At 71.8% G+C, this 12,644-nt stretch carries 14 protein-coding genes and 1 pseudogene; 6 read left to right on the top strand and 9 right to left on the bottom strand.

Features of this window, described 5'->3' with window-relative positions; translation table 11 throughout:
* From ABL57_RS22710 to ABL57_RS23095, 4 genes and pseudogenes are all read left to right on the top strand, one after another.
* Positions 1 to 266, top strand: a 266-nt coding sequence (locus ABL57_RS22710) for a hypothetical protein (RefSeq protein ID WP_203225630.1), incomplete at its 5' end; no start/stop codon positions are given.
* Positions 263 to 415 carry a hypothetical protein gene (locus ABL57_RS22385; protein WP_160310798.1) on the top strand — a complete coding sequence of 51 codons (153 nt, stop codon included), beginning with the start codon at positions 263 to 265 and terminating at the stop codon, positions 413 to 415. The genes ABL57_RS22710 and ABL57_RS22385, both read left to right, overlap by 4 nt.
* A 232-nt stretch (positions 416 to 647) precedes the next feature.
* Positions 648 to 1,106, top strand: a pseudogene (locus ABL57_RS23570) (pentapeptide repeat-containing protein); the annotation flags it as partial.
* Positions 1,107 to 1,397: 291 nt separating this feature from the next.
* A complete protein-coding gene (locus ABL57_RS23095; RefSeq protein ID WP_053004962.1) occupies positions 1,398 to 1,790 on the top strand; it encodes a hypothetical protein in 393 nt (130 codons plus the stop codon).
* A 455-nt stretch (positions 1,791 to 2,245) separates the two neighbouring features.
* On the opposite strand, the gene ABL57_RS12930 is transcribed toward ABL57_RS23095, so the two are convergent.
* Positions 2,246 to 3,355, bottom strand: coding sequence for an excalibur calcium-binding domain-containing protein (locus ABL57_RS12930; RefSeq protein WP_053004961.1), 1,110 nt, complete (start codon positions 3,353 to 3,355; stop codon positions 2,246 to 2,248).
* A 443-nt stretch (positions 3,356 to 3,798) separates the two neighbouring features.
* On the opposite strand from ABL57_RS12930, the gene ABL57_RS12925 reads away from it, so the two are divergent.
* Positions 3,799 to 4,575: an HAD-IIA family hydrolase gene (locus ABL57_RS12925; RefSeq protein ID WP_047803891.1), complete on the top strand. Its 777-nt coding sequence runs from the start codon at positions 3,799 to 3,801 to the stop codon at positions 4,573 to 4,575.
* A 63-nt stretch (positions 4,576 to 4,638) separates the two neighbouring features.
* Here ABL57_RS12925 and ABL57_RS22380 read toward each other — a convergent pair whose 3' ends face one another.
* The 7 genes from ABL57_RS22380 to ABL57_RS22370 all read right to left on the bottom strand — a co-directional run bounded on the left by ABL57_RS22380 (position 4,639) and on the right by ABL57_RS22370 (position 9,891).
* Positions 4,639 to 5,424: a hypothetical protein gene (locus tag ABL57_RS22380; RefSeq protein WP_047803885.1), complete on the bottom strand. Its 786-nt coding sequence runs from the start codon at positions 5,422 to 5,424 to the stop codon at positions 4,639 to 4,641.
* Between the two features lie 95 nt (positions 5,425 to 5,519).
* Entirely contained in the window at positions 5,520 to 5,843 is a 324-nt protein-coding gene (locus ABL57_RS22375; protein WP_047803884.1) for a hypothetical protein, read from the bottom strand.
* Between the two features lie 23 nt (positions 5,844 to 5,866).
* Complete coding sequence (locus tag ABL57_RS12910) at positions 5,867 to 6,061, bottom strand: hypothetical protein (protein ID WP_047803883.1); 195 nt, start codon at positions 6,059 to 6,061, stop codon at positions 5,867 to 5,869.
* 40 nt (positions 6,062 to 6,101) lie between these two features.
* Positions 6,102 to 6,659 carry a GNAT family N-acetyltransferase gene (locus ABL57_RS20795; protein WP_053004960.1) on the bottom strand — a complete coding sequence of 186 codons (558 nt, stop codon included), beginning with the start codon at positions 6,657 to 6,659 and terminating at the stop codon, positions 6,102 to 6,104.
* 395 nt (positions 6,660 to 7,054) lie between these two features.
* Positions 7,055 to 7,417: an STAS/SEC14 domain-containing protein gene (locus ABL57_RS12900; RefSeq protein ID WP_047803882.1), complete on the bottom strand. Its 363-nt coding sequence runs from the start codon at positions 7,415 to 7,417 to the stop codon at positions 7,055 to 7,057.
* Between the two features lie 141 nt (positions 7,418 to 7,558).
* On the bottom strand, positions 7,559 to 8,374 hold the full coding sequence (locus ABL57_RS12895) for an MBL fold metallo-hydrolase (protein ID WP_053004959.1): 816 nt from the start codon (positions 8,372 to 8,374) through the stop codon (positions 7,559 to 7,561).
* A gap of 341 nt (positions 8,375 to 8,715) precedes the next feature.
* Positions 8,716 to 9,891: a PP2C family protein-serine/threonine phosphatase gene (locus tag ABL57_RS22370; RefSeq protein ID WP_047803881.1), complete on the bottom strand. Its 1,176-nt coding sequence runs from the start codon at positions 9,889 to 9,891 to the stop codon at positions 8,716 to 8,718.
* Between the two features lie 977 nt (positions 9,892 to 10,868).
* On the opposite strand from ABL57_RS22370, the gene ABL57_RS12885 reads away from it, so the two are divergent.
* A complete protein-coding gene (locus ABL57_RS12885) occupies positions 10,869 to 11,693 on the top strand; it encodes a spherulation-specific family 4 protein (protein ID WP_053004958.1) in 825 nt (274 codons plus the stop codon).
* 446 nt (positions 11,694 to 12,139) lie between these two features.
* On the opposite strand, the gene ABL57_RS12880 is transcribed toward ABL57_RS12885, so the two are convergent.
* The coding region (locus ABL57_RS12880) for an S-layer homology domain-containing protein (protein WP_203225629.1) at positions 12,140 to 12,644 on the bottom strand (505 nt) is incomplete at its 5' end.

Raw genomic sequence — 12,644 nt, 5'->3', positions numbered from 1 at the left:
GGGGGAAGCGCACGACCATGAACATCGCAGACCCCGGACACGGACTGACCGGGCGGACCCTGCTGGGCGCCGGGGCCTCGGAGGGCCTGGCAGCCCTGGCCACAACCGGTCCCGCGGCCGACGCCGGCGTCCGCGCCCCGGTGTTCTGGGGTTCTTCCGCCCCGGCCGGCCACGGCGCCCGGCCACGTCCGGCAGACTGTCCGGCGATCACCTTGCACGACATCCTCGACGGACCGCGGGGAGTCTCCAGGCCACGGAGGGCGTGAGCGCCCTCACCTCCAGCCAAGCGCTGTTCCTGCGCAGCGAAGCCCACCCGTACAAACCGGACTTCGCCTACAACGACGGTGAGGGGTACCTCCCGGCGCGGGGGCAGAGCACGACCTCAGCCGAGGACGACCACCTGCCGTTCCTCTGACAGCCGACGCCCGGAACGATCGGCGGGGTGCCTGCACTCTGCGGACCGTCTTGATGCGGCGCAACAAGACGCTGATCGGCCGCACCGAGCCCGGAGTCGAGCGCTGCGTCGTCGTCGGTGAGGACAGCCCCTGGCGCACCGCCCTGGGCGACTGCGGGATGAGTGGAGAACCATTGGCGCCACGGCGAGCGGAGGTTCTCGCCGAGGGGCACGACGAGAGAGCCGGCAGGCGATGCTGATCGCCATGGCGCAGCAGCCGGCGGTGGGGCTCACCTCGGGCATGCTTTCCGCGGCGCTCGTGGCCGCGTTCACGGTCCGTTGGCTGGCCGAGCTCGACGACCGCCGAGAGGAGCGGGCGGACCGCAGGGACGATGCACGCTGCGTGGGCGGACAAGCACTGAACGGGGACACGAGAGGCGGCAGGTCCGCGTGCACGGACCTCGATGGCACGAACCCATCGGGGCTCGATCCGACGAACGCCACCTTGTGCGGCACCGATCTGACTGGGCCCGATCTATGGGGAGTACCCCTCGAGTACACCGACTTCCCGCAGGCACCGATGGGTCGCACGATTCTTGGAAGAGCAGATCTCACATGGGCACAGCTTGAGGGCGCAAGGATGGAGCACGCCACGTTGCGTGCAGCCACCTTGACGAATGCAGACCTGGATGGCGCTCATCTGCAGGGAGCAGACCTGAGCGGAGCGGTGCGTCTCGGGTCGACTTCACCAAGTCGGTTCCGACCACCGCGGATCTCCGCGATGCCACGATCGACGGCAACCGCTTCGATGGGGTGGACTCGCGCAACACCCAGATCGCCTGGACGGCGGAAACCGTGGTGCGCTGTGACGACCAGACGAAGTGGCCAGAAGGCATCGAGGTCTCGCCCCGGTCACGTCCTCCTCCGGTCGCCCCTGCTCTGCCATCCGAACATTCCTCTCGTACCGGGGTCGCTCCGTGTGTCACCCGCACACATGGAAGGCATGGCCACAGCGCTCACCGAGCACGACCACCCCCGCGCCGGCGACGGAAGGTTCGCGACCAAGGCTCGCGGCGAGGTCTCGGTGGTCATCCTGAGCGCCGCCGGCGACAAGCTCGCCCGGCTCGAGATCCAGTTCGGCACCCCGGACCTGGGGTTCCCGGACGTCGTCGTTGCCACGGTGATGGACTCCGCCTCCGTCTGCCGCAATTCGGACGACGGGACCATCACCGCCACCGGCTGCCAGGGCTTCCGCTACTCCGCATGGGCTCCGGACGACCCGGAGGACGAGGACGGCCGCGCGGCGTGGGGCGAGCGCCACCAGGTGACCATCGACGCGGTAATCGAGGGTATCGCTGCCTGGGACTCCCGTGGGCCCGACGGCGACGGAGCGTAGATACGCGTCGAGCACGACTCGGGTCCGGGCCGGTCATCGAAGAGGACGTCGTCGACAAGATGAGCACCGGGGCCGCGGTGGACTTCTACAACGAGTCCGACGGCGGCACCCACGGCACCGACAACGTCTCGGGATCATCCGCGAGCGGGTGGGGCGCCCGGTCGTGGTGGAGGAACCCTACGACCGCGACGCCCAGGACTGCAACCGCGCCCTGCGCGCCTCCGGGATGGTGCACGAGGCGCCGCTGCTGGGCCGCGCCTCCGGCAACCGCGCCCAGGCCGTGCCCAACGAGGCACCAACGGATCGGGGACAACCGGCGTCGTGTCGACGGGCTGGAGCGGCTGTTTCGCCCTACGGAGCACGGCGGATCGGATCAGGATCCGACGGGGATGCCCCCGCACTCCTGTACCTGTCGAGGCTCGGAGAGCGGGAGCTTCCGCGTGAGGGGTCGCCTGCTACTCGCAGGCGACCCCGTCGCCGTCGCGGTCCAGCTTGGGGGCGTAGCCCGGGGAGCCGACATGAAGCGGGGCCGCACCGGCGGCCCTGGCCTCCGTGCAGTTGGCGAACGCGGCCGGGGCGGCAGGAGCTGCCGGCTCGGGGTCCGGGGCGGGGGCGACCGGCGCCGGCTCCGGCTCCGGGGCGACCGGCTCGGGCGCTGCGGGAACGGGCTCGGGCTCCGGAACCTGCTGCACCGGGGCCTCCTGCACCGGTGCCGGCTCGGGGGCTTCCTCCACCGGGGCCGTGGCGGCGATGTCGGCGAGGACCGCGCCGGTGGGGAGCTCCTCGCCCGCGCAGTCGGCGAGCACCTCGGTCATCGCGGTCTTTTCCGGGGCGGTGACCCACAGGTCGTACTTGGCCTTCACCGCGATCTGGATGGCGACGAACTCGCACCGGAAGTCCACGTTCGGCGGCAGCCACGCATCGGCGGCCTTGTCGGACTTCGCCTGGTTGGTCGGCCCGTCCACCGCCAGCAGGTTCAGCGGGTCGTTGGCCAGCTCCACCCGCTCGTCCGGCGACAGGTTCCGGGCCCCGGTGACCCAGGCGTTGCCGAGTGAGACCACGTGGTCGATCTGCACGTCGGAGGAGGTGGCCGGGCCGCGCACGAAGTCGATGGTGGTGGCGGTGTAGGGGTCCGGGGCCAGGACCCCGGAGTCGACGGTGCACCCGTCGGCGGAGACGACGTCGTCGAGGTCGCGGTTGAGGATCTCCTGGCGGGTGTCCTCGCAGTCGCCGTCCGCGTCGATCCACCCGCCGAACAGTCCCTCGCGGTCGTAGTCGGACATGGTGCCGCGGGCCGCGACCGTCAGTCCGTTCAGCGCGGTCAGCGCCTCGGAGGAGGCAGCCGCCGATGCGGTGGCCGCCGTCGGCTCGGTCGGAGCGGAGGCGGTCCCGGCGGGAGCGCTGGGGGTCGTGGGCGTGGTGGTCGTGCTCCCGGTGGCGGCGGAGTCTGCGCCGGGGTCGGCCACGGAACTGGAGCACCCGGTGAGCAGGGCCAGGGCCATGGCCGCCGAGGTCCAGGCCGCGGCGGTGCGGGCGCGTGAGCGGGAGGGGAGGGTGTAGGTCATGTCGCTCCAGGGGGGGAGGGCGTCGGGTGCCACGGGGATCGGTCGTGGCCGGCGCGGGGGATCGAGACGTTCTCATCTTCCTACCGGTCGGTCACCAACGCGAACGCGCGCCCGATGTGACGCCCCCGCCCCGTGCCTGCCACGTGCGCCGGGACGACGGGAGCCGGCCGGCTCCAGCGGCCGTCCGGCCCACCCGGGACAGCGGCACCCGTCCCGGCCGCGCACCGGAGATCAGCACCGTTCGATCCTGTGGTACCTGGCGGCCGGATGCACACAGGGAAGCGAGGGGACACCCGCTGCGCGGAAGTCGGGGAGCCGGTGGCCCGCGCGGGACGCACGATGCCGCCGACGGGCCGGCAGGAGCCCCGGACCGCCGCCGGCGCCCGTCCTGGCAGTAGCATCGTGGAAGGTTGCCCACGAGATCCTGGAGACGAGGTGTGGTGATGGACCGGTCCCACCCGGAGTGCTGGTTGACGGACATGGACGGGGTGCTGGTCCACGAGGACCAGGCCCTTCCCGGCGCTGCGGACTTCCTGCAGAGACTCGTCGACCGGGAGCGCCGCTTCCTGGTGCTCACCAACAACTCCATCTACACCCCCCGCGACCTCGCGGCCCGGCTGGCGAAGAGCGGCCTGACCGTTCCCGAGGAGTCGATCTGGACCTCGGCGCTGGCCACCGCGGGGTTCCTCGCCGACCAGGTCCCGGGTGGGGCGGCGTACGTGGTCGGTGAGGCGGGCCTGACCACCGCGCTGTACGAGGTGGGCTACACCCTCACCGATGTCAGCCCCGACTACGTGGTCCTGGGGGAGACCCGGACGTACTCGTTCGAGGCCATCACCAAGGCGATCCGGCTGATCGAGTCGGGCTCACGCTTCATCGCGACCAACCCGGACTCCACGGGTCCCTCGGCGGAGGGCCCGCTGCCGGCGACCGGGGCGGTCGCGGCCCTGATCACCCGGGCCACCGGGGCCGTTCCGTACTTCGTGGGCAAGCCCAATCCGATGATGTTCCGCAGCGCGATGAACCGGATCGAGGCCCACTCCGAGACCACGGTGATGATCGGTGACCGGATGGACACCGACGTCGTCGCGGGCATCGAAGCCGGACTCGAGACCATCCTGGTGCTCAGCGGCTCCACCCGGGCGGCGGACGTCACTAAGTATCCGTACCGCCCGGGGCGGGTGCTGGAGTCGATCGCCGACGTCATCGATCTCGTCTGACACGGAGCCGCGGCGCGGTCGAGCGTGCCGCGCCGACCCACCCGGACTCCTCGGGGGCTGGGCTCAGCGCGCGCTGCGGTGGCCCCAGCTCAGCGCCTGGGCCAGGTGCTCGGGGCTGAACCCGGGGTGGGCCCGCTGCAGCTCCGCCCGGTCGTCGCGGGCGTCCCGGGCGCCGTAGCCCAGGTCCACCGCGTGGGCGAGCAGCTCCTCGGTGCGCAGGAGCGCGTCCTCGATCGCCGCCTCGTCGTGGAGATCACCGAGGGCGGTGCGGATGTCGACCGGTTCCCGACCCGGGCGGACCGGGCGGGCGTGGCGGCGGTTGTCCAGCACCAGGACGAGGACCCCGTTGAGCAGGTCCTCGTCGCGTGCCCGGGCCCTCACCTCGGGCGGGGGGTCGCAGGTGGGACGGGGCTCCGGCGGCGGCGGGGCGGTCCGGCGCAGGGCGGGCGGCGGAGGCCCCGCCACACGGTCCTGCTCGTCCGCCTCGTCCTCCTGCGGGGCGGTGCCGGCCCGAGGTCGAGCGTCCCGCGTGCTGGTCCCGTCCTCGTGCAGGCGGCTGCGCGCCCTCCCGAGCAGCCAGCCCGCGCCGGCGCCGCAACCCGTGCAGGCCGCGATCCAGAACAGCTGACGGGTGAGCGCGGCGACGACCACCCCGACGGCCAGCCCGCAGAGCGAGCCCGCCTGCAGCGGATCCAGGCGTCGGCTGCGCGGGGTGCCGGTCATGGGTCCATCATCCGCCGCCGGCGCCGTGAGGTCACCACGCACCCGGGCCCGGAGCAGCTCCAGCGCGACCCCGACGAGGACGCCGAGGTCGATGGAGTGCCCGTTCCGGGTGAACAGCGCCAGCACCGCTCCGGCGCCAGCACCGCTCCGGCGGCGGCGCCGAACGCCGCGCCGCGCACGATGTGCCGCCCGGCGGGCACCCCGGGAAGGTCCATGGCGGGTCAGACTCCCCGGGGAGTCCCCGGCACCGGCGGCGGTGGCAGCCGGCTCAGGCGGACCAGGGTGAGGACCGCCGGGATCGCCAGGCCCCCGAGCAGCAGGAACCCGAACAGTCCGAGGAACCACGCCATGAGCAGCAGCGGGGCCGCGGCGAGCAGCGACAGGACGGCGAGCACGGTCGCCGCGGTGCGGCGCCGGGTCGTGACCGGTGCCCGGCGCAGCACCGGGGCCTCGACGACGAGCTGGGCGATGATCAGCACCGGCAGGACCAGCAGCGGCAGGGCGAGGACGAGCGCCTCGAGAGCGGCGATGCTGTCGTCGGGCACGGCGACTCCGTTCCGGGTGGGGCTCAGTCGCCGTCGGCGCCCGGCTCGCGGTCCTCCCCGCGGGAACGGGGCGGGACGTCACGCTGTTGACGACGGGTGCGCAGGAGGATCGTGACGACCAGGCCGATCAGGCCCAGGCTCACCAGGACGAACAGCACGATGCCGGCCGGTGAGCCGGGCTCGACGAGGTCGGCGGCGGCGGGAACGACGATGCTCATCCTCCGAATCTACTGCGGCGCCGCCGCAGAGGCACCACGATCAGCGGCCGCCGGGGACCGTGGCGCCGACCTCCAGCGGCCGGATGACGTGGTCGGGGCGGGGGACCACGGCGCGGCCGAGCACCAGGGCGTTCGTCAGCCCGTGGGTCAGCCGGTGCCGCAGCGGCACGAAGCCGGCCGCCCCGTAGAAGGCCAGCAGCTCGTCGAAGCCCTCCCGCGGATCGGCGGGCACCGGCCGCAGCACCACCCAGGTGCTGCCGGCCGCACGTGCGGCGTCCAGGAACTGCTCGAGCAGCGCCGTCCCGACGCCGTGGCCGCGGTGCGAACGGGCCACGACGAGGGTGTCGAGGTAGCTGCACCGCCACTCCAGCGCCGGCTCCGGCTCCACGACGAAGCTCTGCCAGGTCGCCGAGGCGTGGTTGCCGTGGCACAGCCCGACGACGTCCCCGTGCGCGACCGCGACCGTGGTGGTGTCCCGCCACGCCGTGAACCGCGCGCGGGACAGCTCCCGGCCCCGGACGACCCGCCGGTAGAGCTCGGCGGCGGCGGGGTAGTCGTCGGCGGTGGCGGGGCGGACGTCGATGCCGGGGGAGGACATGGGGCGATCGTAGCGGCACCGGCAGCTGACCTGTAGGGGGCATCGAGTCCTGCGGGCGGCCCGGGAGCGCGGGTGAGGGTTCGAGCGGTCGTGGGCACCGGAACGCCTGCGTGCTCCCCGTGGTGGGACGCCGAGTGTGCCCTCGTGGGGGTCTCGTCCCCCCTCGCGGCAGGCCGACGAGCCGACGCGGACCGCAGCAGCCGCGGCCAGGTGTGCTCCGCGCCCGGACGCGGACCAGGGCCCCGAGACGTGCACTGGGCCAGGCTCCGGACCGATGGAGTGGTCCAGCGCGGCAGGTGGAGCCCGATGCGGGGTGCAGCACGTCCCGGCCGCACTTCCTGCCGCCCGGACGGGTCGACGATCGGGATCGTGGAGTCGTGACGGAGCGGCGTGGGTCAGGGCTGGCTGATCCAGGCCAGTGCCGCGGTGCGCTCGTCGAGACGGAACCGGCGCGTGGGGACGTGGAGGAGGTCGGTGGTCCACTCGGAGAGCTTCGCCTCCCAGTCGACGTCGGTGACCACCGCCAGGCGCTCGAGCTTCTTGAGGTAGCCGGCGGACTTCAGGTCCAGCCACAGCGCCCTCGGGGAGATGTCGGCGAAGTCGATGTCGCCCCGGACGGCGACCATCCGCACGCTGTCGTGCTCGCGGACGACCTCGTCGAGGACCGCACGCATGCGCTGCATGTCCTCGGCGGTGACCCCGCCGTCGGCGGTGATCGTGACGATGTTGGTGCCGGACTGCACCGTGGTCTCCAGCATGGCCGGCTCTCCTCCTGGGTCGCGGCGGAGCGGATCTGCGGCTTCCAGGCTAGGACCGGCGGTGCCGGCACTCAACAGATCGCCGAGCCGTGTCACCCCGGGGGTGTCAGGACCCCCTGGGGAGGATCGATCCCGGCGGGGTCAGCGGCGAGGATCGTCTGCCGCGCCCCGCCGCCCACCGGTGCGGGCGCGGACATTCCGGTCGATCGTGAGGCGCCGGCCGGTGGGCACGCGGACGTGCGGGCCGTGGCCCGGGGCCAGGACGTCGAAGTCCACCCCCGACAGCAGCGCGCGGGCCGCCGTCCCGGCGTCGTCGAGGTCGTGGTGGAAGGGCTCCGGCAACAGGTGCGGCACCCCGCTCGCCGTGGTCGTCCGGTGCCCGGTGACCACGGCGTCCCCGGCGGCCAGGATCCCGGTGTCCCCGACCAGGTAGGCGGTGTGCCCGGAGGTGTGGCCCGAGGTGGCCACCGGCCGCGGGGAACCGGGCAGGTCCAGCACCTCGGTGGCCTCGTTGAACGGGGTCAGCGCGGTGCCCTCGACGGTGACATCCTTCAGGCCGCCGGCACGCAGGGCGTGGAGGCACCACGTCGCCCAGCCGAGGGAGGTGACCGCCCGGGGCAGGGACTCCCTCGGGCCGATCTGCTCGCGGGCCGTACCGGTGAGGTTAGGGACCTCGGCGGCCGCGCAGTGCACCGGGATGCCGGCGGCGATGTAGCGGTCCAGGGTGCCGATGTGGTCCCCGTGGGCGTGGGTGACGACCACGGCCTCGGGCAGACCGGTGGCGCCGGCGGCGTCGATGGAGGCCTCCACGAGGTCCCGGTCGCCGGGGTAGCCGCAGTCGATCAGCGTGTAGGAGGTCCCGTCGCGCAGGATCAGCCAGTTCGACCCCGGGCCGGTGACCAGGGTGGTGCCCGATCCGAGGTCGAGGGTGTTGGCGGCGGTGGTCCAGCGGGTCATGCGGTGCGAGGCTCCTGAGGTGACGACGGGGGTGCTCCGACTCTAACCGGCACCCCGCTGCTTCGTACTGAGCGGCGGGCACGGCACCGGCGCCGTCGCGGTGCGAGACGTGCGTAGCGAACACGGAGGACAGTCGGCGCTCTGAGCCCTCCCGTCGCCGCTGCGACGGTCGGCCCTCCGCAGGACCGCCGGCTGAGCCGGTTCACGGGACGCATCGCCTCCCGCGTCCGGGCCGGCAAGCCCAAGGACGAGACCGAGGAGCCGCACGCTGCGGCCGTCCGGAAGAGCGCCCGCATCGAGCCCGCGGCGATCGCTCTCCCCGTGCTGGTTCTGACCCGGGCTCAGACCGTACGCCGCAGGGCGAGCACCGTGGAGTCGTCGTCGAGACCGGCGGACCTGGCGTAGCCGGTGCACCGCTCGACCAGCTCGGCGGCCGTGGCCGCCGTGGCGTTGGCCGCCGCGGCGCTCGCGATCGCCTCGTCGATGTCGGCGAAGTAGTCGAGGAACCCGTCGGAGACCACCAACAGGGTCTCGCCGGCCTCCAGCACCGTGGTGTGGATCCGCCACAGCGTCCCGGGCACTGCGCCCAGTGGAGGCCCTGAGGTCTCCAAGCGCCTGTGGGCACCATCAGGCCCCAGCACGAGGGCCAGGCCGTGACCGGCGTCCACGTACTCGAGCACCCCGGTCGTGGAGGACAAGCGGGCGGTGAACACGGTGACGAAGGCTCCGGCCTCCTCCAGCAGCGGGTCCAGGGCCCCGGTGGCACGGGCGATCGCCTGGGCCGGCTCGTTGTACTGGAAGGTCCCGCGCAGCACCGCGCGCACCGAGGCGGAGAGCAGCGCCGCCGGGATGCCCTTGCCCATCACGTCGGCCAGCGTCAGCTGCAGCAGGTCCCCGTTGCGGAACCAGTCGTAGAAGTCCCCGCCGATCGACTGCGCGGCGGTGCACCGCCCGGCGATCTCCCACCCCGGCAGCGCCGGATCGGTCTTGGGCATGAGCATCTGCTGGATCTGCTCGGCGCGGTCGAGCTCTCCCTGGGCGGCGAGCTCGCGCTCCACCCACTCGGCCAGCTCGGCCAGCACGCGCTGCTCCCGGTCACTGAGCTGCCGGGGGTGATGGTCGACCAGGCACAGCGAGCCCACCGCCTCCCCACCGGGGGCGTGCAGCGGCTGACCGGCGTAGAAGCGCACCGGCGGATCGGTGGTCACGAACGGATTGCCGCGGAACAGCTCCTCGGTGGTCGCGTCCGGCACGATCAGCGGCGCGTCACGGGCGACGGTGTGGTTGCACAGGGAATCGGTGCGCGGGGTGTGCACGAGTCCCGGCAACCCGGCTTCGGCCTTGGTGAACTGGCGCTCGGTGTCGATCAGGTTGACCGCGGCGGCCGCCACCTGGAAGACCTCCCGCGCGATGCGGACGACACGGTCGTAGCGCTCTTCCCGTGGTGTGTCCAAGATCTTGAGGTCGTGGAGGGCCGCGACCCGCGCCTGCTCCTGGTGATCGATGTGCGTCTGCATACAATCCACGCTACCGATCGATGTCGCGCGTGCCACGTCGCCACGTCGACGGTCTCCCTCGCGACCGGGTCCCAGCGACGTCTGTGCGCCGACGCTGGGCCGCACGGCCCAGGCGCTGCGCGGGCCGGAGTGCGACCTGCGCCGAGGGCCGCACACGTGGCCAGGACGACTCGCTGACGGACGGGCCCGCCTTGCGCCGCTCTCGTGCTGATGGGAGGGCGCCTGGCCACCATGCGGCACTTGCGGTAACGTGTCCGGCCCTGCAGTTTGGACACAGTCTGTGTGGGCCGGAGGTGATCCTCTCGCAATCCACGGGATGCGAGACGGTTTAGTTGTGAGACATGCCCGCACCGTGGTCGGGATGGTCGAGGTCCTCACCGCGTCCCGGGAGCGGAGCTGTAAGAACGGTGTGCAAGGATTCGGCTCGATCCGAAAGAAGACGGCCGTGTCAGAGTCGACGACCGAGATGACAGGCGACGATCTCTGAATCCGTCTGATGCTCGCCGTAGCTGCAAAGGTCGAGGAACCGGTCCTGGTCAGCGATGTGCGTTTCGAGCCTGAGGCCGGTGCCTTCCACGCGGTCAGCGGGATCACCATCGGCATCGAGCGTCCTGCTTCAGACCCGGACACCGACGCCCACACCCAGGAGGCCGGCGTCACCCCGGGCAAGATCACCCACACGGTCGTCAACGACGGAGGGCTGGGTATGTCCTCTACGCCCACGTCTAGGCCGCCCCGGTCCTGGCCGTCTGGGAGGCAAATGCTCACCCCATGGTCCACCCCGTATCACGCGGGGCGGGCCGTGCGGCGTTGCTGGGTCCGTAACGTAGCCGGTGGCAGGCACAGTGCCGGGGCGCCGCGCGTACCGTGAACGGTGATACGGGCACGCCTGGACGAAGTCCAGTGATGCGGCCCTCCCCGCGGTGGAGGCTGAGCGTGCCGCCGGCACTGTTGGCCCGCACCCTCGGGAGGTCACGATGAGCACCCGATCCGCCCGCCACGCCTGGCGGCGCGCTCTTGCACTGCTCTTCGTGGGGCTGCTGGCCCCACTGGGGGTGGGCATCCCGGCCCAGGCCGCCGTCGATGACCAGCACCAGCTCGTACCGGCGTACTTCTACCCCAGCAACTCCAGCAGCCTGTGGCCCATGATGTGCTCGCGGATGAACGCCACCGGTGGCGGTTCGATCGCCATCATGAACCCGGCCAGCGGGCCCGGGACCCAGGTGGACAGCCGGTACACGAGTGCGGTGTCCGACTGCCGGGCCAAGGGGCAGAAAGTGATCGGCTACGTTCACACCAGCTATGGCAGTCGTTCGCTGTCCACCGTCAAGGCCGAGATCGACCGGTACTTCAGCTTCTACGCGGTGGATGGCGTGTTCATCGACGAGATGAGCAACAGCACCACGAATTCCCAGAATGGTCAGGACCTCCGCGAGTACTACCGGCAGGTCTACGCGCACATCAAGTCCAAGACAGGGGGAACGGAGCTCGTCATCGGGAACCCGGGTGCGGCCGCGTCCTCGAACTGGCAGCTGAGCACCCCCGTGGCCGACGTCGTAGTGGTCTTCGAGGGCACGTGGCGCACGTACCAGTCGTGGACGCCGCGCAGCTGGGTCCTCCAGCAGCCGTCGGAGAAGATCGGCAACCTCGTATACGCTACCCCTGCCGACCGCCGGGCCCGGGCCTGCGCGCTGTCCAAGGATCGCAACGCCGGAAACTTCTACGTCACCAACGACATCGCGCCCAACCCCTGGGACACCCTGCCCTCGTACTGGAGCCGGGTCGCACCCACCTGCACCTGAGACCAGTCCTCAAATCGGGCGGGGTACGGATCACGCGTTTCGGGGGCTCCGGCCGGGCCGGGTCGCCGTGGGTGACCCCTGAGGCCGAAGATCCGGACCTGGCGCAGCACTGCCCACCCCATGCGCTGCCGCGACTCCGACGGGCAGCGCCGCCTCAGGTTGGCCGTGGTGGAGCAGCTGGAGTATTCCGGGGTGAAGCTGTCCCGCAGAGCGCCGCTGCCTACAGTCACTGGTGGACGAGCGATGTGGTGCCACGTCATGAAAGCCAAGGGATGCAAGACGTCTCGTCAGTGGATTTGCCCGGGGTCGATGATGAGCTTCAGGACTCGTTGTGCGAGGGCAGTCCTGGCTGTCAGTCCTGACTGCTTGGACGCCGGTGGCCCTGGACTGCGATGTCCAGGGCCACCGGCGTCGTGTGGTGCAATGCGTCTGCGGTCAGGGGCCGCTTAGATCAACGGGTCGAGGCGGTAGAGGAAGGCGGCCATGGCGTCGCGGTTGATCGGGGCCAGGGGCTTGTAGGAGCGGGTCCCGTTGCCGTTGTCCCACCCGGTGGAGATCCCCTGGCTGCTGAGCCAGGACATCTCCTTGTAGAAGTCCTGCTTGGTCGACACATCGGTGAACGGGGACTTGGCCGGGGGCGTGTAGGCCGGGGAGCCGGCCATGCGGTAGAGGAAGGCAGCCATCGCGTCGCGGTTGATCGGGGCCAGGGGCTTGTAGGAGCGGGTGCCGTTGCCGTTGTCCCAGCCGGTGGAGATGCCCCGGCTGCTGAGCCAGGCCATTTCCTTGTAGAACTGCTGGCCCGTGGTCACGTCGGTGAAGGGGGACTTGGCCGGGGGTGTGTAGGCGGGGGAGCCGGCCATGCGGTAGAGGAAGGCGGCCATGGCGTCGCGGTTGATCGGGGCCAGGGGCTTGTAGGAGCGGGTGCCGTTGCCGTTGTCCCAGCCGGTGGAG

Source organism: Kocuria sp. SM24M-10, assembly GCF_001027955.1.
GTDB classification, from domain to species: domain Bacteria; phylum Actinomycetota; class Actinomycetes; order Actinomycetales; family Micrococcaceae; genus Kocuria; species Kocuria oceani.
This window is presented reverse-complemented; position numbering and strand designations above follow the sequence as displayed.